The organism is Myxococcaceae bacterium JPH2 (assembly GCA_016458225.1).
Lineage (GTDB): Bacteria > Myxococcota > Myxococcia > Myxococcales > Myxococcaceae > Citreicoccus.
In genome coordinates this window covers 151,398-176,288 of sequence record JAEMGR010000028.1, presented here as the reverse complement: position 1 = coordinate 176,288, position 24,891 = coordinate 151,398, and the positions used below count along the sequence as shown (strand labels likewise).

Genomic DNA, 24,891 nt, shown 5'->3' with positions numbered 1-24,891 from the left:
CGATTCGGAAGGGGTCCGTGTCCCGGTAGGTGGCGTAGCGGGCAATCTCGCGGGGCTGGGTGGGGTTGGCGACATCCAACACCCGCAGGCCCTCCTGGTAGTAGGCGATGTAGAGCTTCGTGCCTCGCAGCAGCATGTTGTGGATGGAGTACGTGCCCAGGCCGTACTCCCCAATCTTCACGATGTGCGCGGGGTCCGTGACATCGAGCACCCGCAGGTGCGCGGCAACGCCCTCTCCGCCCTCGAACGCGAGGGTGCGCCCCGCGAAGGTCCCCAGGGCACTGGCATGCGAGAAGCTGTTCGTGAAGCGATACGCCCCCAGCTCGCGCGACACGCTCGGCTGGGTGACGTCCAGGACGACGTACCCATCCCCCATGTGGTTCACATAGAGGCGCCCCTGATAGGCGAACGCGTCGTGCGGATAGGCGGTCGCCCACGACTCCGGGGGCAGCGGAATGACGATGCGCTGGAGCAACACGGGCGCGGTGGGCTCGCGGACATCGAACACGAGAACGCTCGGCGCGGGCGCCTGCGACATCGCGTAAAGGATGTCCCCGTCCAAGAACAGCGTGTGCACGTTGAGCGGATCCCCGCCCGGCACGGCACGCAGGAACTGCGGATCCGCGGGCTGGTGGATGTCGAAGATGAGCACGCCGTGGGCCTTGCTCGCGACATACAGCGTGTCGCCCTTGGACCAGACCGCGTTCCAATAGCTGTCGCCGTCCAGGTGGATGACCTTCTTGAGCACGGGATGCGCTCGGTCGCTCACATCGAAGACCGTGAGGCCTCCCTCTCCGTGAGGATGATCCAACGACACAACGTAGGCATGGTCGTGGGTGACGTACACATCCGCGGGCATGCCCAGCGGGACGAAGGACTCAGAGACGCGCTGGAGGCCGCCGAAGGACTCGGGCTGGCCATCGCTCTTGCCCAGCCGGTTGAAGTCCTCTCGCTCCAAGAGGGAGAGCTTCCCCTCACGGCAGGTGGCGAGGCAGCCTTTCACCTGCTCCGAGGTCGGCGCCTCGCAGGCTGCGAATGCCATGCGGACGTGGACGTTGCGCCGGGTGGTGTAGCGCGTGGACGCATACAGGACACCGTCCTCCCGTCGCAGTTGGTCCACGGGCCCTCCCGCGAGGAATGTCCCCGCGTCCCCCATCATGGCCAGGGCGCCGCCCGCCGCCGAGAAGATGCCCATCGATGGCACCCGCGCGAGCGAGGCCCGGTCGCAGCCGGAGAGGTCGAAGGCAACGAGGTCGCCACACTCGACGCCCGCGCCCGCGTCCTCGACCATTCGGCAGGCGCTCGGGGTCCCCCCGTCGAACACGTCGCCCAGTTCCTCCAACGGCACCGCAGTGCCATCCCACTCCGGCGTGACGGTGCCTGAGTCAGGCGGGGACGCGGGGCTGGAGGACGAGCAGCCCCAACACAGCAGAGAGAAGGCCAACACACTCAGCAAAGGACGACGATGCGATTGCATTCGACACCCACACCTTTGCCGGCCCCCCTTATCGACAGGTTCGCTCACAGCCACGTGTAGGTCGCAAGGCCCTCACGCGGTGTCAGGTTTGACGGCCCCTAGATTGGCGAAGTCCAGACCAGTGCCCCCAGGCCGATGCAGAGGCCTGCGGCGGCGTGAACCAACCAAAGCTCCACGTCATGGATGCGGAAGCGCTGTCCAAACTTCGTGACGCGGATGCCCGAGTAACCCACGTCAATCCCATGCGCGTAGGTCCGCTGGATGAGCGCGGCGCGCTCCTCTCGTCCCTCCGGAGGAGCGCTGAGTCGCGCGGGCGTGACGAGGAACTCCTCGGCGGAGTAGCCGAAGCGCTCGGAGGCGGTGGCGTTGGAATAGAAGTAGACGGGGTCGGGCTGGGTGTCCTGCGCCAGGAGCATGAAGGGCGCCTGGGTGTGGAGCCATTCCAGACGCTCCCTCACGGGGGCCTGCTCCAGGGCAGGTGGATAGACACCACGCCCCAGCGGGGAGCCCCGCACGCGTTGATAGGTGGTATCGAGCAGCTCGAGCAGGGGCATGACTTCTGGGAAGGGCTTCGTGAGGCGAGGCTGCGGAAGAGATGCGTTCATGGTCAGAGATTGGCGGCGCGAGGGTTGGGGCCGAGGACCTGTTCGGTGTCGACGCGGACCGTCACCAGGACGGACTGACCTGGGCGGGCGCGATGGAACGCCATGATGGCGTCCAGGTTCGTCAGGTCCGGATGCAGGTCGAACGCCATCCAGCCGCAGGCGCGCGCGACCGCTCCGGAGTCCATGTGTGTCAGCGCGGTGTGGTGGCGATGGGATTCGAGCCCCGGATGCGTGACGGGCAGGACCTGCTCGACGATTCCGTAGTTGCCGTTGTCGAGCACGAAGAGCAGCACGTCCAGGGTGCTGGCCTCGGAGAGACACCCCGCGAAGAGGCGGAAGCAACCATCGCCCGTGAAGCCCACGACGTGTCCCTCCGGGCTGGCCTGCCGTGCGCCGATGCAGAGCCCCAAGACGTTGCCCATCGCCGAGCCCCGGTAGAGGGAGAAGAAGCGCGCGTTCGGATGGGGACGCTGGGTGACGTACTGACGATCCTTGTAGGAAAGACACACATCATCGAAGCCAATGGTCCCGGGGGCCCACAGCGCGTCCAAGCGCGAGAAGAACTGGCGCATGTCCACATGGCCGGAACGGGGTGGGGCCTTCGGAGTGTCGTTGAGATTCAGCGGGACCGGCTGGACGCGCAGGGTGCGCGGAGGGCGGACCGACAGGTGCTCGATGAGCGCGTGCAGCGCGCTGTCGAGCGGGGTCACCCATTGGTGGAACGCGTGGCGCGCGCGGTGCGCGAAGCTGCCGTTCGTCTGGCCATAGCCCTCCTCGAGGGCGGTGATGACGAAGGTCTTCCCCGCGTTGTAGCTCTGGAGGTTGACGGTGTACTCGTCCGGGCACGCGCCGAGCACGAGCAGGATGTCCTCCTCGCCCAGACTCGACCAGAGCGACAGGGCAGCGTCATTCCCGCCAAAGGAGATGTAGCCATGGCCCATGGGGTTCTGGCGCTCGACGCCGTTGGCGCCGTTGATGCTCCAGACGATGGGTGCGCCCAACAGCTCGCACAAGCGGGTGGTGAGGGGCCCCGCCCGAGGGACCCGCGCCAGCTCCTCTCCCGCCAGGATGACGACCCGGCGCCCGTCGTCCACGGCGTCCCGGAACGTCTCCACGAAGTGGCGCACCCGTTCCTGGTCCGGCGCCATGGGATGATCAGCGGGACGATCGTCGAGGGTTCATCAAGCAGGAACACTCCGCCCGTGACGCCGGTACAGGTGGTGATGCCCCAGGCCTTGAAGGCGCAGAGCAACGCCTCGTAGCCAGTCCAACCACTTTCGGATGTGTTCATGGGGGCGCGAAATGCGGCCCCCCGAAAAACAAATCAACTCGTGCACCTGGGCTTTTCCGCCATCTGCACCAAATGCTGCACGCGATCCGCTCAACGCAAGACAGGCCATGGAACGGGCGAGCCGGCGCGGCGTTTCACGCGGCTCGCCCTGGAGCACTTACAGCTCGTTGAAGATGAGCAGTCCGCGCGAGGTGTCCACGACGTAGACAAAGCCATCCCCCGGCACGCGCATGCCGATGGCGCCCTCGACGAAGTTCCCGACTCGGAACGGGTCCGTGTCCCGATACGTGGCGTAGCGGGCAATCTCCTTGGGCTGGGTGGGATTGGAGACGTCCAGCACGCGCACGCCCTCCTGGTAGTAGGCGACGTAGAGCCGCTTGTCTCGGAGGATCATGTTGTGGATGGACGAGTTCCCCAGCTGATACTCGCCAATCTTCACGATGTGCGCGGGGTCCGTGACGTCCAGCATGCGCAGGTGCGCGGCAATGCCTTCCCCACCCTCGAACGCGATGGTGCGGCCCGCGAAGGTGCCCACGGCGTTCGCGTGCGACAGGCTGCCCTCGTAGCGGTACGCCCCCAGCTCCTTCGACACGCTCGGGTTCGTGACATCCAGGATGACGTACCCATCCAGGATGTTATTGACGTAGAGGCGCCCCTGGTACGCGAACGCGTCGTGCGGATACGCGGTCGGATACGCCGTCGGCGACAGCGGGATGACAATCTTCTGGAGCAGCACCGGTTCGTTGGGCGTGCGGATGTCGAACACGAACACGCTCGGCGCGGGCATCGGTGACATCGCGTAGAGGACGTTCCCGTCCACGAAGAACGTGTGCACGTTGGTCGGCTCGCCGCCGACGGCCCTCAGGTACTGCGGATTGGCCGGGTCGCGGATGTCATAGACGAGCACGCCGTGCGAGTTGCTCCCGACGTACAGCGTGTCGCCCGTGGCCCAGACCGCGTTCCAGTAGCTGTCGCCGTCCATCCGGATCTGCTTCTTGAAGACAGGATGGGCCCGGTCGTGGACGTCGAAGACGGTGAGCCCACCCGTCCCCTCCAGGCCATCGATGGAGACGACATAGGCGTGGTCGTGGGTGACATAGACATCCACGGGCTCACCCATCGCGACATAGGACTCGGAGGCGAGCTGGATGCCGCCCACGGACACGGGCTGGTCGTCGACCTTGCCGATGCGATTGAGGTCGCCGCGCTCCACGTACAGGAGCTTGCCGTCGCGGCACGTGGCGGCGCAGACCTTGATGAGGTCGGGGTTCGGCGCCTCGCAGGCGGCGATCACCGAGCGGAAGTGGAAGTTGCGCTTCGTGGTGTAGCGCATGGACGCGTGCACGGTGGTCGCGTCGCGAATCAGCTCCCCTCGGATTCCGCCCACGTAGGTGCCCGCGTCCCCCTGCATGGCCAGCGAGCCAATGCCTCCCTGGAAGATGCCCGTGGGCGGCAGTTGCGCGAGCGAAGCGCGGTTGCACCCCGAGAGGTCGAAGGCGGCGAGGTCACCACACTCGATGCCCGGGCCCGCGTCCGCGAGCGCGTTGCATGCGCTCGGGGTGCCCGCGTCAATCACATCGCCCAGCTCCTCCAGCGGCACCGCGGTGCCATCCCACTCGGGCGTGGGTGTCTCGGGGTCTGGAGGTGTCGTGGGCTTGGAGGAGCACCCCCAGCTCAGAAGGGAAACAGCCAACAGATGAAGCCATGGACGGCGACGCAGATGCATCGGACACCTCTCGCAATGGCCGGCCCCTTCAAGACGAGATTTCGACCACAGCCGCGCGCTTCCCGCAAGCCCTCGTGAGACATCTCAGCGATGTCTCACGGGGCATCGCCCCTCTGGCCTACAGCGTCAGTTCACAACTCATTGAGGATGAGCAGGCCGCGCGAGGTATCCACCAGGTAGACAAAGCCATCACCCGGGATGCGGATGCCGATGGAGCCCTCGAAGATGTCGCCCCACCTGTAGGGGTCCGTATCCCGGTACGTGGCGTAGTGGGCGACTTCCCGTGGACGGGTGGGATTGGAGACATCCAACACCCGCAGGCCCATCTGGTAGTAGGCGATGTAGAGCCGTTTGCCGCGCAGCAGCATGTTGTGGATGGAGTACGTGCCCAGGCCGTACTCGCCAATCTTCACGATGTTCGCCGGGTCCGTGACGTCCAGCACGCGCAGATGCGCGCCGTAGTTCTCGCCGCCCTCGAACGCGATGGTGCGGCCCGCGAAGGTGCCCACCGCGCTGGCGTGCGTGAACGTATCCGGGAATCGATACGCGCCCAGCTTGCGCGGTGCGCTGGGGTCCGTGACATCCACGACGACGTATCCTTCCCCCTGCTGATTGACGTAGAGGCGCCCCTGATAGGCGAACGCGTCATGTGTATAGGTGACGGGCCACGCATCCGGTCCCGTCGGCGTGACATAGCGCTGGAGGAGCACGGGCTCGGACGGCTTGGAGATGTCGAAGATGAGCGTGCTCGCCACGGGCCCCAACGCCATCGCGTAGAGGATGTCCCCATCCACGAACATCGTGTGGACGTTGATGGCCTCTCCATTGGGCAGGGCGCGCAGGAACTGCGGATCACCCGGCTGGTGGATGTCGAAGAGGAGCACGCCGCGGGCCTTGCTCGCGACGTACAGCGTGTCGCCCTTGGACCAGGCCGCGTTCCAGTAGCTGTCCCCCTCCATGTGGAGGACCTTCTTGAGCACGGGGTGGGCGCGGTCGCGCACGTCGAAGACGGTGAGGCCACCGCCTCCCCGGGGCGAATCAATGGACACGACGTAGGCATGGTCGTGGGTGACATAGACATCCACGGGCTCGCCCTGCGTGACGAAGGACTCGGAGGCGAGCTGGAGCCCACCGGAGGACTCGGGCTGCCCCCCGGGCGCGCCCACCTGGTTGAGGTCTCCAAAGTCCCAGCCCGAGAACTTCCCGTTGACGCAGATGGCCTTGCAGCTCTTCACCAGGTCCGGCGTCGGGGCCTCGCAGGCCGCGATGGCCATGCGGATCCGGCGGGTGCTGGTGGGCACGTTGTAATCCGCGGCCGCGTACAGGGTGGTGGCATCGCGCAGCGCCTTGTCCGCGGGGAACCCATCCACGAAGGCGCCCGCGTCGCCTTGAAAGGCCAAGGCGCCGACCGAGCCATAGAAGACGCCCGTCTCCGACACCCGCGAGAGCGTCGCGCGATTGCACCCCGACAAGTCGAAGGTGGCGAAGTCACCGCACGCGACACCCGCGCCCGCATCCTTGAGGACCCGGCACGCGCTCGGGGTGCCCGCATCCACCGGGTCTCCGATTTCCTCCAGAGGGACCGCCGTGCCATCCCACTCCGGCACGACCGTGCCCGAGTCGGGCGGAGACGCGGGACTGGAGGAAGAACACCCCCAGCACCACAACGAGACGACCCACACTCCAAGCCACGGGCGGCGACGCTGTCGCATTCCACACCTCGCGTAATGCCGGCCCCCAAAGGCGAGTTTCGTCTACAAACCAACCCTTCACGCAAGCCCCCTCGCGTGCGATGAGTCAGGCATCCCTCTCTGTCCCCGAGGCGCCGCGACATGTCCTCCTCCCTGCTCGAAGTCTTCCTCGACCTCGCTCGCGCCGAGCCGCAGCGCCCGCTGCTGACCTTCGAGCAGGAATCCTTCACACGCGGCGAGCTGGCGCAGAGCGTCACGCGGTTCGCGCGCGGACTGAAGCATCGCGGCCTCCAGCCCGGCGAGCGCGTGGCCCTCTTCCTGGAGAACAGCGCCGCGTTCGTCATCGCCTACCTGGGCGTGCAGGCCGCGAGCGGAGTCGTGGTGCTCGTCAACACCGCGTACCGTCAGGTGGAGCTGGCCCACATCCTCGCGGACGCGGAGGTGCGCGCGTGCGTCACGGGCACCTCGGGCGCCGCGGAGCTCGTGCCGCTGCGCGAGCAACTCCCCGCCCTGCAATGGCTCATCACCGTGGAGCCGCCCGCCATCGCGCTGCCCGCATCGCTGACAGAGCTGCCCTTCACCCTGCTGCTCCAGGAAGGCGAAGCGTCCCAGGCCGCGCTGTCATTACCGCGCGCGGAGGACCTCGCGGTGCTGGGCTACACGTCTGGCACCACGGGCCGCTCCAAGGGCGCGATGCTGCTGCACCGCAACCTGCTGGCCAACGTGCGCGCCGTCTCCGAGGCCTGGCGCTGGACGGACGCGGACCGGCTGCTGCTCACCCTCCCGCTCTTCCACACCCATGGGCTCATGGTGGGTCTGCACGGCACACTCTTCACCGGCGCCACGGTGGACCTGCGCCGCCGCTTCGTCGCGTCCGAGGCGCTCACCGCGCTGCGTGACGACGCGCGCCTGACGCTCTTCTTCGGCGTGCCCACCATGTACGGACGGCTGCTGGAGGAGACGCGGCGCACGGGTGTGAAGCCTCGGCGGCTGCGCTTGTGGGTGTCCGGCTCCGCTCCGCTGAGCCCGCAGCTCTGCCATGACATCGAAGCGGAGTTCGGTCAGCGCATCCTGGAGCGCTACGGGATGACGGAGACCCTCATGAACACCACGCACCCGTATGACGGCGAGCGCCGCCCCGGCACGGTGGGCTTCGCCTTCCCGGGCCAGGAGGCGCGCGTGGTGGACGTGCGCACCCGCCAGCCCGTGGCCATCGATGCGCCGGGCGAAATCGAAGTGCGAGGGCCCCACGTCTTCGCGGGCTACTGGCGACGTCCGGACGCCACCACCGAGTCCTTCGACCCGGCGGGTTGGTTCCGCACGGGCGACCTGGGCGCGTTCGACGCGGACGGCTACCTGCGCATCACCGGCCGCGCGCGCGAGCTCATCATCAGCGGCGGCTTCAACATCTACCCCCGAGAGGTGGAGGAGGTCCTCGCCTCGCACCCTTCCGTCGCGGAGGTGGCCGTGCTCGGAATGCCGGACGCGGACTTCGGCGAGCAGGTGGTGGCCGTCGTCGTCCCCGCGGCGGGCGCCACGCCGGATGCGGCGGTGCTGGTGGAGTGGTGCCGCGAGCGGCTGGCCAGCTTCAAGAAGCCGCGCCGCGTCGTGTTCGCGCAAGCCCTGCCCCGCAACGCGCTGGGCAAGGTGCAGAAGCACGTGCTGCGCGAGCGCCTGGACGCCGCCGCGCGCGGCGATGTGCTCGCAAGCTGAAAGAGAGGTCCGCGCCAGCGCTGGATTCCGGACACACCGCGACTGAAGACGTGGCCGCTCGCGCGGCATGGCCTACCTTGCGCACAGAAGGCGGAAGGAGCACGCGTGACGGAATCCCCTGACCTTCCGACCGGGCCAGCGCCCCGGGTCCCCACCGGAGTGGACGGGCTGGACACGTTGCTGCGCGGCGGCTGGCTGCGCGGCGGCACGTACATCCTCACGGGCATGCCGGGCACGGGCAAGACGCTGCTCGGCAACCAGTTCTGCTTCGCCACGGTCGCCCTGGGTGGGCGCGCGGTCTACGTCACCGTGCTGACCGAGTCCCACTCGCGCATGGTGCTGCACCTGTCCTCGCTGGGCTTCTTCCAACCGGAGGCCGTGGGGCGCTCGCTGCACTACGTCAGCGGCTCCGCGGCCTTGAAGGGCGAGGGGCTCACGGGCCTCAATCGCCTCATCTTCCGCGCGGTGCGCGAGCACGACGCCACCACGCTGGTGCTCGACGGGCTCTCCGCCGCGGAGGAGTACGCCGAGTCCCGGCTCGCCTTCCGCGAGTTCCTCCATGCGCTGTGCGTGCAGAGCGCGCTCGCCGGCTGCACCACGCTGCTGCTCACCGGGCGGCCTCCGGACGGAGAGGACTCGCAGTTCGCGCTGGTGGATGGCGTGGTGGCCCTGTCGCTGGACGTGCTCGGGCTCAAGGCCGTGCGCGGCGTGGAGGTGCCCAAGTTCCGCGGCGGCGCGCAGCTCCCGGGTCGCCACGCCTTCGACATCAGCGACGCGGGCGTGCGTGTCTTTCCGCGCGCCGAAGCGCTCTACTTCCATCCTCCCGCCGAGGTCGCCGACCCGCGACAGCGCCTTCGCTTCGGCCTGCCCTGGCTGGACACCATGCTGACGGGCGGGCTGGTGCGCGACACGTCCACCCTGCTGTTCGGCGCTCCTGGCACGGGCAAGACGCTGCTGGGGCTGCACTTCCTGGATGAGGGCGCGCGGCGCGAGGAGCCCGGGATGTACCTCGGGTTCCAGGAGATGCCCTCGCGGCTCCTCCAGGCCGCGGGCGGCGTGGGGTTGGACCTGCGCGCGCACGTGGCCGAGGGACGGGTGCACCTGGAGACCCAGGTGGACGTGGAAGCTCCGCCGGACGCGCTGGTGCAGCGGCTGCTCGCGCACGTGGAGCAGCACCGCGTGCGGCGGCTGTTCCTGGACGGGCTGGTGACCTTCGCGCAGGAGTCCATGCCTCCGGAGCGACTGCCGCGCTTCCTCGTGGCGGTGATGAACATGCTGCGCGAGCGCCATGTCACCGTGCTCATCGCCCAGGAGACGCACACGCTCGTCGGCCCGGAGCCGAGCACGCCCCAGGCGGGCCTGGAGGCGGTGGTCGACAACATCATCCTGCTGCGCTTCGTGGAGCTGCGCGCGCGGCGCCACCGCCTGCTCTCCGTGCTGAAGATGCGCGAGAGCGACAATGACTCGTCCTTGCGCCTGTATGCCATTGGGACCGAGGGCATCACCGCCCACGACGACGCGTCACGAAGACGCAAGCGCCCCACCCGCCCACGGGCGACGGGGAAGCGGGGGGGCCGCGCATGAAGCGGCTGCTCATCGTGGATGACGAGGTGGCCATCGTCGAGGCGCTCCAGGACATCCTCTCCGTGGAGGGCTACGACGTGGCCACCGCCTTCAACGGCGCCGAGGGCCTGGAGCGGCTGTCCCAGGTGAAGCCAGACCTGGTGCTCCTGGACCTGATGATGCCGGTGATGGATGGGCGCGAGATGCTGCGCCGCATGCGCGAGGACGCCACCACGCGCGACCTGCCCGTGGTGGTGATGAGCGCCGGCCGCATCTCCGAGGAGGAGCGCAAGGCCAGCGCCCGCTTCCTGGCCAAGCCCTTCGAGCTGGACACGCTGCTGGACACCATCGCCGGACTGCTCGACAGCGCGCCGCGCCCCAGCCCGTGACTCAGCCCGGGGTCGCGCGGAAGAGGATCTCGCGGTAGTAGCGCAGCTCGTTGATGCTCGCGCGCAGGTCCGCCAGGGCGGTGTGGGCGCTGGGCGGCTTCCGCGGCTCGACGAGGTTGGGGTACCACGCGCGCGCCAGCACCTTGAGGCTCGTCACGTCCACCATGCGGTAGTGCAGGTAGCGGTCGAGCATGGGCATGTACTCCGCGAGGAAGCGCCGGTCCGTGTGGATGGAGTTGCCGGCGAGGATGCCCTCGTGGACGCCGCAGTGGCCCGCCACCAGCGCCGTCATCTCCCGCTCGGCCACGCGCAGGGACGTGGTGGAGGAGCGGACCTTCTCCAAGAGGCCGTTGCGCGTGTGCATCTCGCGCACGACGGGCTCCATGCGCGCGAGCATCTCCTCGGGCTGCCAGATGACCCAGCCCTGCTCCTCTCGGATGTCCAGGTCCGGTCCGGTGATGATGACGCCGGCCTCGATGATGCCGCAGGACTCAGGGTCGAGTCCGGTCATCTCCAGGTCCAGCCACACCAGGTTCGTGTCACGGGAATGCATGTGCGGACATCCAATCCAGGAAGGGGGCGGTCCCTATAGCAGTCCCCAGGCCCAAGGGCTCACGATGATTCAGCCATCCGGGTGCGCACGTCGACCTCCATCGAAGCGAGCGAGCGGTGCACCGGGCACAGGTCCGCGATGTGCAGCAGCCGCTCGCGCTGTGCGTCCGTCAACGGCCCCTCCAACCGGATGACGCGCTCCAGGCGGTCCACCTTTCCGTCGCGCTGCTCGCACTCCGCGCAGTCCTTGGCGTGAACCTTGTCGTGGCTCAGCCGCACGCTGACGCGCTCCAGGGGCCAGCCCTTGCGCTCGGCGTACAGCCGCAGCGTCATGGACGTGCACGCGCCCAGCGCCGCCGCGAGCAGGCCGTACGGCGTGGGCCCGGTGTCCAATCCCCCGAGGGACAGAGGCTCATCCGCGCGCAGCCGGTGCAATCCCGCGCGGATGTCCTGCGCGAACCGGCCCTGCCCCGCCTCGCGCACCTCCACCTCGCCCGAGGGCAACGGCGCCTCGCGCTCGGCCACGGGCGCGACCTCGCGCATGGCCCAGGGCCCCAGCACGTCCGCCGCAAAGGAGGCATCCCGCTCGCGCGAGAGGAAGTGGTCCGCGCCGTCCAGCATCACCAGGCTGGCGGGGCGCCGGGCGCTCGCTACCAGCTTGCGCGCGCTCTCCAGGCCCACGTATCGGTCCGCGGGCGCGTGCAGCACGAGCACGGCGCCGGGAAAGCCGCTCAGCGCCTCGGACACGCGCGCCTCCGCGATGGCCTCCAGGAAGCCGTGCCCCAGTCGCAATCGCCCGGGCCCCAGGTGCAGCTCCCCCTCCCCCGCGGCCTGCTCCGAGGGCGTGAGTCGCGCGAGCAAGCCGCTGCCGCCCGCGGGTGCGTTCACCAGGGCCAGCGCCGCCACCTCGGGCAGCCGCGCCACCGCGACCGCCGCCGCCGTGCCTCCCAGGCTGTGGCCCACCAGCAGACGCGGCGGTGGGAATCCCTCCGCGCTCAGCCACGCCGCCGCGTCCACCACCGCGTCCACGCTGGGCACGGTGTCGGGATGGCCCGCTCCATCCCGAGCCGTGAAGTCCAGGCGGAGCACCGCGAAGCCTCGGGACACCAGCGCGTGCGCCAACCGAGCCGGGCCCGGCGACTCACCCAGACACGCGAAGCACGAGACGAGCACCGCGCTGGCCGCGGGCCGCCCGAGCGGCAGCTCCAACGCGCCCTGCGTCCGCGCGCCGCTCCGCGCCGAAAAGGACACCGTCCGCGTCGCCATGTCCGTCGCCTCCTCGCACGTCCGAGCGTGCCGGCCTCGCCTCCGCGCTCCGATTCAAAGCTCGACCAGACACTCGGCCGTCCACAGTCCATCCGCGCCCTGGCGCACCGACACCTCCGCCAGCGTGGCGCCCGTTACCGGCGGCGCTCGAGGCTCGCGCGTCGGTTTCACTCGCTCGCCGTAGCCATGGCCGAACAGCCGAGGCCCGTCGATGCGCACCACGAAGCAGTGGAAGCGCACGTGCCCCGAGGCCATGGCGCCCACCACGTGGCGCAGCCAGTCCGCGAGCAACCGGTCCGTGGCGCGGGCCTCGCACTCCATCTCAATCTCTTCCTGGGCCTGCACCCGGCGCGGATCCTCCACGAGCGAGCTGAGCGCGAGCGCGGCCATCTCGAAGGCCTGCTCCACCGAGCGCCCGATGCCTCGGATCCCCACGTCGGAGCCGCGCGTGAAGCGCTCCCAGCGCGCTGGCGCCTCCGCTCGTCCCTCGGCTTCCACCTGCATGGGTCCTCCTCACATCCACCGACCGCCCAGGTCCGTCGAGTCCAGCACCGCATGCGACGGCGCCGGTAGCCGCGCGACCTCCAGCAGTTGCTCCATCTCCACGTCCGTCACCGGGCGGAAGTCGTCATAGGCCTCGGCCACCGAGCCCAGGCCCGGAGAGACCTCCACGCACAGCACCGCGTCCGCCTCGGCCCGCATGACCTCCAGCGCGTGCGCCGTCCCCACGCCCACGCCCGCGACAATCCGGCGCGGCCCCAGCTGCCGCAGCGCGCGGATGGAGGCAGCGAGGGTGGAGCCCGTCACCATGCCGTCGTCCACGAGCAGCACCGTGCAGCCGCGCACCTCGGGCGGTGGGCGGTCTCGGAGCTGCCGCGCATGGCGCTCGACGTCGGAGAGCTCCTCGGTGGCCAGGGCTCGCAGCTCGACCTCGGGGACGAGCGAGAGCCGCGCGGCCTCCGGGTCCAGGTAGAGCCCACCTCCCTCGGACACCGCGCCCACGTTGGGCGCTCGGGAGGTACTGCCCAGGTGGCGCGCCACCCACATGTCCAGGGGTGCCTCCAGCGCGCGCGCCACCTCGAAGGCCACTCGCACTCCGCCACGCGCCAGCCCCAGCACGCGGACGTCCGCGCCCCGGTACGGCAACAGCAACCCCGCGAGTCGCCTGCCCGCGTCCGCTCGGTCCCGAAAGCGCATCGGTTCCCACCTCCATCGCTTCCCCAAGGAAAAGCACGGTGGCGGCGACTGGCGGCGGAGGCGCGAGCGGGGCCTCTCCCGTCGGGGTGCTCGCGAGGAGGGCGGGACCGGTGGAAGCAACGGGGGAAAGGCGCGCTAGGGTACGGGCCCATGGACCCCGTCCTCGTCATTGGCAGCGCCAGTCCCCACCTCGGTCGAGCGCTCGCCCAAGCGCTCGGCGTCGCGCCAGCCGCGTGCAAGTTGGAGCGATTCCCCGACGGAGAGATGCACGTGGAGGTGCCCGCCGACACGGTGCGCGGGCGCGCGGTGGTGCTGGTGCAGTCCGCCTCTGCGCCGGTGGGAGAGCACCTGCTGGAGCTGCTGCTGCTCGCCGATGCGTGCTGGCGCGCGGGGGCCGCACGCATGGAGGCCGTGGTGCCCTACGTGGGCTATGCGCGACAGGACCGGCGCGGCAGACCCGGCGAGGCCCTGGGAGGACGACTCGTGGCCGACCTGATGGCGCGCGGGCGCTTCGAGCGACTGCTCGCGGTGGACCTGCACAACCCCGCGCTGGAGGGCTGCTTCGGCGCGCCGCTGGAGAACCTCTCCGCGCTGCCCGTGCTCGCCGAGGCGCTGCGCCCGCACGTCACTGGCACGTCCGTGGTGGTGGCACCGGACCTGGGCGCGGTGAAGCGCGCCGAGGCGCTGGCCAAGCTGCTCGGGACGCCTTGGGCGGTGGTGCACAAGGCCCGCTTGAGCGACAGCGAGGTGGAGACGCACGGCCTCCTCGGAGACGTGCGAGGCAAGCGCCCCATCCTCGTGGACGACATGGTGTCCACGGGAGGCACGCTCGCAGCCGCCGCGAGCGAGCTGCGCACGGCGGGCTGCGCGGACGACTTCACCGTGGTGACGACCCACGCGCTCCTGGTGGGCGCCGCGCGCGAGCGCTTGAGTGCAATGCCTATCCAGCGGCTGGTGAGCAGCGACAGCGTGGAGCCGCCGCAGGGGCTGCCCTTTCCGCACCAGGTGGTGACGCTGGCCCCGCTGGTGGCCCGAGCCCTGCGACCGTAGCGCGCGACTACTTGCAGCCGTCCACGCGAAGGGCCTCGGCCGAGTACCCCTCGATGCCGAGCGCCCGCGCGTCCACGACGTACAGGTCACCCAGTCCGTTCTGCGGCGCGTGCAGACGCTTGAGCAGGTCCGAGTACCCGACGCGAAGCGGAGCAGTCGTCGGAGCCGGGCGCTGACGCACGCTGGAGAAGAAGAACAGGCGCCCGTCGGGAGAGAACTTCGCGCCAATGTCCGTGGCGCGCGTGTTGAAGCGAGGCCCCAGGCCCTTGGGCTCGGACCAGTGGCCCTCCTTGTCCTGGTAGCTCAGGTAGAGGTCCAGCGAGCCCATCCCGCCCTCACGCGCTGCCGCGAGCACCATGAAGCGCCCATCCGGAGAGACGAGCGGTTCGTACTCGAAGCCCGGCGTGTTCACCGGACGGCCGAGGTTCTCCGGGGCAAGGAAGGCGCCATTACTGCCGCGAGCAGCGCGATAGATGTCTGAACCGCCCTGCCCACCGGGACGCTCCGAGCCGAAGTACAGCGTGCCGTCGCGCGTGACAGTGGGGAACCACTCATCCTGGTCACTGTTGATGGGCGCGGGAAGGTGACGCGGCTCGCTCCAGCCGGAACCCTGGCGCTCCATCATCCAGATATCCAGGTCCGGGCGAGGAGGACCTTTGCCATCCAGCGCGCGGTTGGAGATGAAGAAGAACCGCTGTCCGTCTGAGGTGATGAAGGGGTCGGCGTCCGCATAGGCGCCAGAGAACGGAGCGACCTCGGGAGTGGACCACTTTCCGTCCCGGTAACTGGATTGCAGGATCGTCCACGAGGTGTACGCGATGTTGCCCTTGAGGAAGTAGAGCGTCTTGCCGTCCGGAGTGAGCTGGGTATGCGACTCCATGTCCCCCGTGGAGATGACGCCCTCGCCGAACAGCACGGGCTCGGAGGGAGGAGTGACACCTCCGCCCGGGAGAGGCACCGCGCACTGGGCACGGGCAGAAGCAGCGGACAGCGATGCGGCGATGACAACGGCACTCAAGGACGCGGCACGCAAGGACATGCCAAGGTCATATCGCCCGAACGGCCGGAACGCATCCGTGGAAGAATCCAAGTCACCTTCACGAGCAGGAGTAGGTGCCATCCCGTCATTGCGAACACTCCAACAAGCTGCGCGAACGATTCGCGGCTCGAAGGATTGAGCATCCATCACGATGAAAATCATCGTCGCGATACGCGTCAACATATTCAAATCCGAGTACTTTTGTTCGAGTGACTCAGGGGGGCATCATGACGTCTCGTTGTCTGCTCATTGCGCTCGTTCTCGTAGTCCTATCCGCAGGATGCAGCACGGTGCGCGTGGTTCGCCTCGACACGGGGCAGGGCCGGTCCACTCTCCACGTCCCCCGCTCGGATGACGTCAATCCGGTGGAACTGGGGGAGGAGGAGTTCACCCAGGCAATCGCGAAGGAAGTCCGGCAGCAGAGGCCATCACTCAACCCCGAGAAAACCGCGCGGGCTCTGTTCGAGAGCACCCCGCGCAGCGGCTGGTACCGGTACACCCAGGCCGAAGGTGTCGTTCCCTTGGAGGAACCGCCCTCGACTTCGCAATGGGCTGAGCTGGCTGCGCGGGTCACGCAGGAATACCTCCAGTTCTGCCGGGCCATCGGGAAACCAGGGGACTGCCGCAAAGCGCTGCTGAACAGCCCCGTCCTTACCGGCGATGGCCGCTACGCCGTCGGAATGTCCTTCGCCATCGAAGAGATCGTTCCCGAGATGATGCAGTCATTCAAAGACATGGCCGACCCTGAGGCAATCAAGGCTTCGCTCTACTGGACGATGGCGATCTATGCCGCGATGTGGCTTGCCCCCGAGCCGGTATTCTCCAAAGGAATTGCGACCATCGTCACGGCCAGCTTCGTCTGTTACATCGGCGTGGACACCTTCTGGACGCTCATTCAAGGTTGGCGGCGATTGGTCGAGGAACTGGATCACGCCACCTCATTCGCTGCGATTCACGAGGCAGGGAAGAAGTACGGCGCAGTCATGGGGAAGAATGCGGCGAGGGCGTTCGCCCTGCTGCTCACGGCCGCCATCAGCCAGACCGCCACCAGTTTCTCAGCCAAGGTGCCGACGCTGCCTGGCTCGGCGCAGGCGGCGTCAATGGGCGCGGCACAGGTGGGAATCCAACTGGCAGCAGTAGCGCAGGTGGAAGCCGTAGCAGTGACGGCCCATGCGGTCACCATCACACTGGCCCCTACTGCAGTAGCCGCAACGGCCCAGAGCGTGAGCGGAGCGGCATCCAGTCCGGTGGATGTTGAGGGACCCGAGCACCATATCGCCTCGGACAAATTCAGCACGTCGTCCAACAACGGCGGACCCTGGACGCCCCGATATCAGGAACTCTTCGACAAGGCGGGCATGTCGCTGGACGATGCAGCCAACAAGGTTCGTGTTCCAGGCCACAAGGGGCCCCACCCACAGGAGTACCACGAAGAAGTCTTCCGACGACTGCGGGATGCCACACTGGAGTGCCGTAGCATTCAGGAATGCCGAGCGGCACTGACGAGCGAACTCCAACGGCTTGCACGACAGATCTCCACCCCAGGGACCCGACTCAACAAGCTGGTAACCCGGAGCCCATGACTCAAGGAGTCGACGATGGCGAAGCGATACTTCGACCTATCCGATGACGTTCATATTGCCGACCGCTGGTATCTGGGCACGCCCACGGATGCAGAGGGGCACGATCAGGGTTCGTGGCTGTTCATGCGAGGGGAACCTGTTGAGGTCAAGAGTCGGCTGAGAGTCCCCTTCTATCGCGCAGGCAAACCGCTCGACTTTTCGCTCGCGGATGCTGGAGCCATCCCTATCGTCCACGTCCAAGTCGCCTCACTGCTGAAAGAAATGGCTCCTGACGGCGTTCAACTGTTCCCTGTCGACATTGACCAACAGCCTGAACAGTTCTGCCTCGTGAACGTCACCCGTCTGGTGAAGTGCATCGACGATCAAGCTTCCGAGGAGGTGGAATACTGGATGCCGGAGGATGGGCGTCCTGAGAAAACGGGCAAGTACCGCGCCGTCGCAGGGATGCGCATTGATCCCTCGAAGGTGGGGGACGCCAAGATCTTCCGCCCTTGGGGATGGACCATCGCACTCATCGTTTCGGAGGAAATCAAGACGGCGCTGGAGCGAATCGGAACCACGGGGATGAAGTTCCGAGAGGTATAGCGCCCACAGGACTTGACTGCTTCCCTTTGGGAAAAGCTCTCATCACAAATCATCACGTCCCTTCAACATCTCAACAAGAAAGTCGGGCCGTGAGTTTCCGGTCAGCATCCAGCGATAGTCTGCACGCATCTGCGCCAGAAGCCGACTGACACTCAATAGGAAGCCAATGCCGAGCTGGAATTGTACATGTGGTCGGCAGATTCCCTACGGCCAGATTCCCTGTCCTGACGAGTGGCTCTTTATCTCGGACTCCGACTTCGACCGGTTCTCGGGGCAGGTGGATGCGGAGGCTGTCTATTCGTCGATGAGCAGCTTCCTCAAATGCCCTCAGTGCCGCCGGCTCTGGGTGTTCTGGAACGGGTTCTCGGCTCCGCCCGAAGAGTTCGTCCCCGAGAAGGCCTCGATGCCCCACGCGGTCTTGGCATAACTCGCGCGCGCCACCTCAGCGCCGCCGCTTGCGCTCCCCGCCTGCTCCCAGCTTCGGTCCCTCTCCGTAGCCCGGTACCACCAGGCCCAGGGACTTCGCCAGTTGCACCGCGGCCTCCACGGGCACTCGGGTCTCTTTCACGCGGTTCCTCGCGGGGTCGATGAACACACCCATCGCGTTCTGGAAGTCCGCGCGCGTCAGGTTGCAGTTGTGGAACGTGCAGCCCGAGAGGTCCGTCCCCTCGAAGTCCGTCTCCGACAGGTCCATGTCCGTGAAGCTCGTCTCCAGCGCGATGCACTGGACGATGCGCGTCTTGCGCAAGATGAGCCCCAGGAACGAGCCGTAGCGCAGGTTGCACCCCTCGAAGGACATCTCGTGGAAGGGCGCCACCACCGACCAATCAATGCCCATCAACTTCGAGTTCTCGAAGCGCACCCCCCGCATCGCCGTCTGAGAGAACTGCGCGCGCGTCAGGTCGCAGCTCGAATAGACACACTCCTCCAGCTTCGCCTTCGACCACACACTCCCCTGGAAGCGCGAGTCCTGGAACGTGCACCGGAAGAACTCCTTGCCCCGCAGGTCCGCCCCCTCCAGGTCCAGGTTCGTGAAGGTCTCCCCCTCGAAGGTCTCTTCCGCGAGGAGGCGCTGAGGGTCCGAAGGAGGCCGAGCCGGAGGAGTCGTCGCCATTCCCCGGTGCATAGCGCCCAGGCGCCGGCCGGCCAACCCCTCTCCCGCCCTGTCGGATAGGTGCGGCCGGTGTCATCCCAGACGCGTGCCCCGCGCCGGACTCGGCTAGGCTGCGCCGCCATGTCCGACACCATCTTGACGCAGCGGGCCGAGGGGATTCTCACCCTCACCCTGAACCGCCCCGAGAAGAAGAACGCCTTCACGCATGACATGTACGAGGCGGCCACCCAGGCGCTCCAGCAGGCCGATGCCGACGGCGACGTGCGCGTGGTGCTGCTCAAGGGCGCGGGCGGCATCTTCACCGCTGGCAATGACATCGGCGACTTCCTGGAGCACCCGCCCACGGGCGAGGACAGCGCCGTGTTCAAGTTCCTGCGCGCCCTCGTGCGCTTCAGCAAGCCCGTCGTCGCCGCCGTCGAGGGCCCCGCGGTGGGCATCGGCACGACGATGCTGCTGCACTGTGACTACGTGCTTGCTGGCGAGAAGACGCGCTTCCACATGCCCTTCGTCAACCTGGGGCTGTGCGCGGAGGGCGCCAGCAGCCTGCTCCTGCCGCGCGTCGCGGGGCTCGCGCTCGCGTCCGAGCTGCTGATGCTGGGCGAGCCGTTCGACGCCGCCACCGCGCTGCGCGCCGGGCTCATCAACAAGGTGCTCCACGAGGCCACCCTCCACGAGACCGCCCTGGAGCGCGCCCGCGCCTTCGCCGCGCGGCCCGCCGAGGCCCTGCGCGTCACCAAGCGCCTGGTGCGCGGCCCCATCCGCGACGAGGTCGAGGAAGCCCTCAAGCGCGAGGGCGCCGAGTTCGTCCAGCGCCTCCAGTCCGACGAGGCCCGCGAGGCCTTCATGTCGTTCATGTCCCGCGCCCGGAAGTAGGCCCGCGCGAAAACCCCACGCCCCCGGGCCCTCGATTGGCCCGGGGACACGCGGCCCTGACCGCGACTAGCGCGCGACCGGGGCCTTGGGCGCCTTCGCGGCGCGACCGGCGAAGAAGGACTCCAGGCTCGCGCCCTGGGCCTGCTTCAGCGCGATGCACTGGTCCACCGACTCCAGCACCTTCGCCAGCTCGCGCGAGCCGCCCGAGACCTTCGCGTTGCGCTCGGTGAAGAACTGGGCGAACTGCGCGCGCTTGCCCGCGTCGCAGTACGACGAGCCGATGTAGACGAGGTGCGGGATGAAGTCCTCGGGCAGCAGCGCCTCTTTCCCATTGGCGCCCGCCAGCTCGTCGTAGTGCGCCTTCACGAAGTCGAACGCCAGGTCCTGCGTGCGCGAGTCGCGCGAGGCGCCCATGAGCAACCACAGCGTCTCGCGCGGGTCCTGACCCTTGTCCACGATGAGCGACAGGTTCGTGCGCACGCGCTCCGGGTCGATGGCGTGCCCCAGCGCCCCCAGCATGACCTGCCGGTCCCGGCGGTCCTTCTCCTGACGAAGCGCCGCCAGGAGCTGGGCGTGGAAGGCCGCGGTCCCGCGCTTCACCGCGATGCCGAGCGCGGGCTCCACCATCTCGGGCGCCATGGCCCGGCGGTCCGTCAGCCACTTCGTGGCCAGGGCGCTCGCCTCGGCCACGAGCTGCGCATCCGCGCCCGAGGAGCCCGCCAGCCGCACCACCATGGGGCGCAGCAGCCGCGTGTCCTCGCTCTCGCCCGCGCGCGGCGTGAAGCCGAGCTTGCGCGCCCGCGCGCTGAAGAGGTCTCGCATGTAGCGCTGCACGTCCTCGCGCCGCCCCTCGGCCAGCAGGTTCGGCTCCACCAGGGACAGCAGCTCCAGGCCCGCTTCGAAAATCTGGCGGTCCGGATCCTTCGCGGCCTGCTCCAACAGCGGCAACGCCTCGGCGGCCGGCAGCGCACCCGCCTCCACCAGCGCGAGCGAGTCACCGAAGAGCGCCACCCGCTCCAGGCGGGACAGCTTCGCGTAGCCGGTCTTCATCAGCTTCGCGCGCAGGTCCTGCGAGAGCTGCATGCGGAAGTAGCCCGCGCCCTCGGAGTTCGGGAACACCCACGCGGGGCAGCCCTTGGACTCGGGCAGCGCCAGCTCGGCGTGCTCCTGCTCCAGCACCGTGCACGCGCGCGCCACCTTGTCCCCCGCCGCGTACTTCACGCACACCGGCACCTTCCACGTCTGCGGCGCCGGTCGCATCGAGCCCAGCGGCAGGTAGCGGCTCTGCGAGAGGACCACCCGAGGCTGGCCACCGTCGCACGCCAGCTCGACGGACACCATGGGCGCGCCGCCCTGGTCCAGGAAGGTGGCCATCACCGCGCCCACGTCCTTGCCCGCCTCGGCGGCCATCGCATCCAGGAAGTCCTTCGCGGTGGCGTTGCCGCCCGCGTGCGCGCGCAGGTGCCGCTGGATCCCGCGCCGGAAGACGTCCTCGCCCAGCCACGCCTCCGTCATCGCCAGCACCGCCGAGCCCTTGCCGTAGGTGATGCCGTCGAAAGCGTTGACCACGTCGTCATTGCTCTCGATGGGCTGGCGGATGCGGCGCGCGGACAGCAAGCCGTCCTCCTTGAGCGCGTAGCTGCGCTCCCCCACCCGATACACCGTCTCGTCCCACGTCGGCTGCCAGGTGCCGAGGATGCGCGCCTCCATCCACGACGCGAACGACTCGTTGAGCCACAGGTCGTCCCACCACGCCATGGTGACGAGGTCGCCGAACCACTGGTGCGCCAGCTCGTGCACCTGCACCGCGACGAAGCTGCGCTGACGGCGCGTCGTGTCCTCCTCGGGCTTGGACAGGATGAGCCGCGAGTTGAACGTGACGAGCCCCGGGTTCTCCATCGCGCCGCCCAGCAGCGGCACCGCCATCACGTCCAGCTTCTCGTAGGCGTAGGGCGAGCCGAAGTACGTCTCCAGCTGCTCGATGATTCGCGGCGTCATCTCGGCGGCGTAGACGGCCTCGCCCGCGCGGCCCTTGGGCGTGATGATGCGCGTCTTCACCTTCTTCTGCCCCGAGTCCGCCGCGGGCATGAACTCGAAGGGCCCCACGCCGAACGCGACGAGGTAGCTGGGCAACGGCTGCGTGCGCGCGAAGTGGAAGGTGACGGTGTGGTCCGCGCCCGGCTCACGAGAAACCTCGGGCGTGTTGGCGACGGCCACGGTGCCCTCGGGCACGCGCAGGCTCAGCTCCCACGGCACCTTGAAGCCCGGCTCGTCGAAGGAGGGGAACGCGCGCCGCGCGCCCAGCGGCTCGAACTGCGTGTAGACGTACCAGTCGCCGCCCTCGTTCACGCGGAAGGCGCCGCTCACCTCGCGCTCGGACGCGGTGCCCGTGTACTCGACGCGCAGGTGCGCCGAGCCCACCGTGAGCGGCGCATCCAGCACGAAGCCCAGGAAGTCCTTGCCGCCCACCACCGGCGTCACGCCCACGGGCTTGCCGCCCTGCACCAGCGTGGCGTGCTTCACCTCCAGCGCCGTGCCGTTGAGCCACACGACCGAGGTGGGCTTGAGCACCGCGAGGTCGATGTCCACGGAGCCCGTGAACGTGGGCGCCTTCGGATCCACCGTGAGGTCCACGCGATAGCCCGTGGGCTTCACGTCCTCGGGCAGGCGCAGCGTGGGCGCGGTGGGCGTGGGCTTCGGCGCGGAGGCCGAGGCTTCAAGAGACGACGTTGGCGCGCCGGGTGCGAGCGTCCGCGAGCCACTGCACGCAGCGAGCAGGGTGACGGCGGCGAGCGCCGTGCGACGGAAGAGGTTGGGCATGGCGCGGCAGTGTGGCGCAGACCGGGCGAGCAGGGTAGCGCCGCACGGAGGAGGGTGGCCTTGCCGTCACGCCCGCTTCGCGATGGAGTGCGCGCCGTGCCCGCTCTCGCGAAAATCTCTCCATCCGTCCCAGAAACGAACGGCGTCGATCGACACAAGGCTCCGCCCGAGCACCTGCGCCGCATCATCGGGACGCCGCCCGGCGCGATTGTCGCCTTCCTGACAAAGGGCATCTGGGCGCTGCTCACCGCCATGTCGCCGGGCGCGCGCGATGCGCTCGCTCGCTTCCTTGGTTCGCTGGCGTTCCACCTGCGCATCCGTCGGCGCGTGGCGCTGGAGAACCTGGCCATGGCGATGCCCGAGAAGAGCGAGGCGGAGCGGCTCGCCATCGCGCACGGCGCGTACATCAACATGGCGCGCGTGGTGGTGGAGTCGCTGCCCAGCGGAGACCGGCTGACGCCGGACTGGGACCAGCAGGGCATCGTGGGTGAGGAGGCCTTCGCGGCGCTCCAGGCGCGCGCAGCCACGGGCAAGGGCGCGATGCTGGTGACGGCGCACTTCGGCAACTGGGAGCTGGCGGGGCAGATGCTCATCCGCTGGGGCGTGCCGCTCAACGCGCTGGTGCGTCCGCTGAAGGGCGCGCTCAACACGCGCATCGCCGAGAACCGGCTGACGGCGGGCGCGGGCCTCATCTACCCGCGCGGCGCCATCCAGGAGATTGTCGACGCGGTGGACCGAGGCGAGTCCGCGTACATGCTGTTGGACCAGGCGCTGCCCGCGAAGGCCGCGGTGTTCGTGCCCTTCTTCGGGAAGCTGGCCTCCACCACGCCCGCCATGGCCGTGGCGGCCGAGCGCACCGGCGCGCCCGTGTTCGTGGTGATGGGCGTGCGCCCGGGTGGCCCTGGCGCGAAGTTCCGCCTGGAGGTGGAGGGCCCCATCCTCCCTCCGCGCCCCGGCGAGGTGGCCGACCCCATCACCGAGCACACCGCGCGCGTGACGGCCGCGCTGGAGCGCTGCATCCGCAAGTACCCCGAGCAGTGGCTGTGGCTGCACCGGCGATGGAAGGTGCAGCCGCCGGTCGCCGCTGTTACGCCGCCCGCGACGCCGTAGCGCGGGACTACTCCACCACCACCCGCCGCAGGTGCGCGCCCAGGCGGGTGACCAGCTCGTAGTGGATGGTCTGCGCCCAGCCCGCGAGCGACTCGGCGGACACGGACTCCTCGCCATCCCGTCCGAGGAGCGTGGCCGTCACCGGCCGCTCATCCGAGGTGGCGCGCGTCACGTCCACGATGAGGTGGTTCATCATCACGCGCCCCAGCACCGGGCAGCGGCGGCCATTCACCAGCACGTGCGCCTTGCCCGAGGCGATCCGGGGATAGCCGTCGTAGTAGCCCACCGGAAGCACCGCGATGCGCGTGGGCTCGGGGCAGCGGTAGGTGCAGCCGTAGCCCACGTAGCTGCCCGCGGGCAGCCACTTCACCACCTGACTGCGGCAGCGCCAGGACAGCACGGGCTTGAGCACCGGCAGCTCGCCCAACACCAGCCGCGCCGACAGCCGCGTCTCCGGCGAGGGCCAGAACCCATACAGCGCGATGCCCACGCGCAGCGCCTCGTAGCGAGCCTGGGGCAGCACCAACGTCGCGGCGCTCGCGGCGATGTGCCGCTGCAACGGCGCATCGCTGGCGTGCTGCGCGGCGAGGAAGGCCAGCCCCGTCTCGAACGCGTCGAGCTGCGCCAGCGCGTAGCCCTGCTCCGTCACGTCCTCCGTGTTGGCGAAGTGGCTGAGCGCGCCCACCACCTGGAGGACATCGCGCGACTCGGTCAGGAAGTGCGCCTCGCGCGGGAGCTGCTCCAGCGTGAAGCCCTCGCGACCCAGGCCCGTGTCGATGTGCACGTGCACGCGCAGCGGACGCTCCAGCCCGGCGGCGCGCAGCAGGGGCACCGCCTCCACCCAGCCGTGGTCCGCCACCACCGCGTCCACGCCCGCGCGAGCGAGCGCCACCGACTCCTCGGCGCCCACCGCGCCCAGCACCAGCATCTGACGGGGCGCAAGCCCGTTCGCCTGCTCGTACGCTCGGGCGAAGAGCGCGTCCTGCGGCGCGATGAAGTAGAGGACGTCCACCGCGCCGTGCACCACCGGCAGCACCTGCGCGAGCCCGTGCCCGTAGGCGTTGCCCTTGAGGACCACACCCACGGCGCGCGGCGTGGCGCCCGCGCCCTCCAGGCCGCGAAACACCGACACGTTGTGCCGCAGATTGGACGCGCTCAGCTCCAGCCACGAGGCATGCGTCGCGGCGCCCGGACCACCACCCACTTGCTCCACGTTGACCTCCACCACGGTGATGCGACCCTTACCA

The 24,891-nt window shown here is 68.8% G+C and carries 21 protein-coding genes; 8 read left to right on the top strand and 13 right to left on the bottom strand.

Annotated elements, in window-relative coordinates; translation table 11 throughout:
* The 5 genes from JGU66_30075 to JGU66_30055 form a co-directional block, all read right to left on the bottom strand.
* On the bottom strand, positions 1-1,348 hold a 1,348-nt coding region (locus JGU66_30075), incomplete at its 3' end, for a hypothetical protein (protein MBJ6765032.1).
* Positions 1,349-1,575: 227 nt separating this feature from the next.
* Positions 1,576-2,031, bottom strand: a complete 456-nt coding sequence (locus JGU66_30070) for an MEKHLA domain-containing protein (protein ID MBJ6765031.1) — start codon at positions 2,029-2,031, stop codon at positions 1,576-1,578.
* A 53-nt stretch (positions 2,032-2,084) separates the two neighbouring features.
* Positions 2,085-3,230, bottom strand: coding sequence for a hypothetical protein (locus JGU66_30065; protein ID MBJ6765030.1), 1,146 nt, complete (start codon positions 3,228-3,230; stop codon positions 2,085-2,087).
* Between the two features lie 300 nt (positions 3,231-3,530).
* Complete coding sequence (locus JGU66_30060; protein MBJ6765029.1) at positions 3,531-5,099, bottom strand: hypothetical protein; 1,569 nt, start codon at positions 5,097-5,099, stop codon at positions 3,531-3,533.
* A 131-nt stretch (positions 5,100-5,230) separates the two neighbouring features.
* Positions 5,231-6,811 carry a hypothetical protein gene (locus tag JGU66_30055; GenBank protein MBJ6765028.1) on the bottom strand — a complete coding sequence of 527 codons (1,581 nt, stop codon included), beginning with the start codon at positions 6,809-6,811 and terminating at the stop codon, positions 5,231-5,233.
* A 120-nt stretch (positions 6,812-6,931) separates the two neighbouring features.
* Here JGU66_30055 and JGU66_30050 point away from each other — a divergent pair, with 120 nt between their 5' ends.
* From JGU66_30050 to JGU66_30040, 3 genes are all read left to right on the top strand, one after another.
* The gene (locus JGU66_30050; protein MBJ6765027.1) at positions 6,932-8,503 is read left to right on the top strand and encodes an AMP-binding protein; all 1,572 of its coding nucleotides are present in this window, start codon (positions 6,932-6,934) and stop codon (positions 8,501-8,503) included.
* 105 nt (positions 8,504-8,608) lie between these two features.
* Positions 8,609-10,087, top strand: a complete 1,479-nt coding sequence (locus JGU66_30045) for a Circadian clock protein KaiC (protein ID MBJ6765026.1) — start codon at positions 8,609-8,611, stop codon at positions 10,085-10,087.
* Complete coding sequence (locus JGU66_30040; GenBank protein MBJ6765025.1) at positions 10,084-10,455, top strand: response regulator; 372 nt, start codon at positions 10,084-10,086, stop codon at positions 10,453-10,455. The genes JGU66_30045 and JGU66_30040 overlap by 4 nt, the downstream gene beginning before the upstream one ends.
* A gap of 1 nt (position 10,456) precedes the next feature.
* Here JGU66_30040 and orn read toward each other — a convergent pair whose 3' ends face one another.
* The 4 genes from orn to JGU66_30020 are packed head-to-tail and all read right to left on the bottom strand — an operon-like array spanning position 10,457 to position 13,470.
* A complete protein-coding gene (orn, locus tag JGU66_30035) occupies positions 10,457-11,008 on the bottom strand; it encodes an oligoribonuclease (protein ID MBJ6765024.1) in 552 nt (183 codons plus the stop codon).
* Between the two features lie 59 nt (positions 11,009-11,067).
* Positions 11,068-12,273 carry an OsmC family protein gene (locus tag JGU66_30030; GenBank protein ID MBJ6765023.1) on the bottom strand — a complete coding sequence of 402 codons (1,206 nt, stop codon included), beginning with the start codon at positions 12,271-12,273 and terminating at the stop codon, positions 11,068-11,070.
* Between the two features lie 54 nt (positions 12,274-12,327).
* Complete coding sequence (locus tag JGU66_30025; GenBank protein ID MBJ6765022.1) at positions 12,328-12,777, bottom strand: archease; 450 nt, start codon at positions 12,775-12,777, stop codon at positions 12,328-12,330.
* 9 nt (positions 12,778-12,786) lie between these two features.
* On the bottom strand, positions 12,787-13,470 hold the full coding sequence (locus tag JGU66_30020; protein MBJ6765021.1) for a phosphoribosyl transferase: 684 nt from the start codon (positions 13,468-13,470) through the stop codon (positions 12,787-12,789).
* 150 nt (positions 13,471-13,620) lie between these two features.
* Here JGU66_30020 and JGU66_30015 point away from each other — a divergent pair, with 150 nt between their 5' ends.
* Positions 13,621-14,520, top strand: coding sequence for a ribose-phosphate pyrophosphokinase (locus tag JGU66_30015; GenBank protein ID MBJ6765020.1), 900 nt, complete (start codon positions 13,621-13,623; stop codon positions 14,518-14,520).
* A 7-nt stretch (positions 14,521-14,527) separates the two neighbouring features.
* Here the strand turns inward: JGU66_30015 and JGU66_30010 are convergent, their stop codons facing one another.
* On the bottom strand, positions 14,528-15,559 hold the full coding sequence (locus JGU66_30010) for a PD40 domain-containing protein (GenBank protein ID MBJ6765019.1): 1,032 nt from the start codon (positions 15,557-15,559) through the stop codon (positions 14,528-14,530).
* A 296-nt stretch (positions 15,560-15,855) separates the two neighbouring features.
* Between JGU66_30010 and JGU66_30005 the strand changes: the two genes are divergently transcribed.
* Positions 15,856-17,142 (top strand): AHH domain-containing protein, encoded by a 1,287-nt coding sequence (locus tag JGU66_30005; protein ID MBJ6765018.1) that lies wholly within the window; start codon positions 15,856-15,858, stop codon positions 17,140-17,142.
* Between the two features lie 15 nt (positions 17,143-17,157).
* A complete protein-coding gene (locus tag JGU66_30000; GenBank protein MBJ6765017.1) occupies positions 17,158-17,727 on the top strand; it encodes a hypothetical protein in 570 nt (189 codons plus the stop codon).
* Positions 17,728-18,169: 442 nt separating this feature from the next.
* Here the strand turns inward: JGU66_30000 and JGU66_29995 are convergent, their stop codons facing one another.
* A complete protein-coding gene (locus JGU66_29995) occupies positions 18,170-18,841 on the bottom strand; it encodes a pentapeptide repeat-containing protein (GenBank protein MBJ6765016.1) in 672 nt (223 codons plus the stop codon).
* A 120-nt stretch (positions 18,842-18,961) separates the two neighbouring features.
* Here JGU66_29995 and JGU66_29990 point away from each other — a divergent pair, with 120 nt between their 5' ends.
* Positions 18,962-19,714, top strand: a complete 753-nt coding sequence (locus tag JGU66_29990) for an enoyl-CoA hydratase (protein ID MBJ6765015.1) — start codon at positions 18,962-18,964, stop codon at positions 19,712-19,714.
* Positions 19,715-19,780: 66 nt separating this feature from the next.
* On the opposite strand, the gene JGU66_29985 is transcribed toward JGU66_29990, so the two are convergent.
* A complete protein-coding gene (locus tag JGU66_29985; protein ID MBJ6765014.1) occupies positions 19,781-22,534 on the bottom strand; it encodes a M1 family metallopeptidase in 2,754 nt (917 codons plus the stop codon).
* Between the two features lie 54 nt (positions 22,535-22,588).
* Between JGU66_29985 and JGU66_29980 the strand changes: the two genes are divergently transcribed.
* Complete coding sequence (locus tag JGU66_29980) at positions 22,589-23,644, top strand: lysophospholipid acyltransferase family protein (protein MBJ6765013.1); 1,056 nt, start codon at positions 22,589-22,591, stop codon at positions 23,642-23,644.
* Between the two features lie 7 nt (positions 23,645-23,651).
* Here the strand turns inward: JGU66_29980 and alr are convergent, their stop codons facing one another.
* Entirely contained in the window at positions 23,652-24,872 is a 1,221-nt protein-coding gene (gene alr / locus JGU66_29975) for an alanine racemase (GenBank protein ID MBJ6765012.1), read from the bottom strand.
* Positions 24,873-24,891 lie beyond the last annotated feature (19 nt).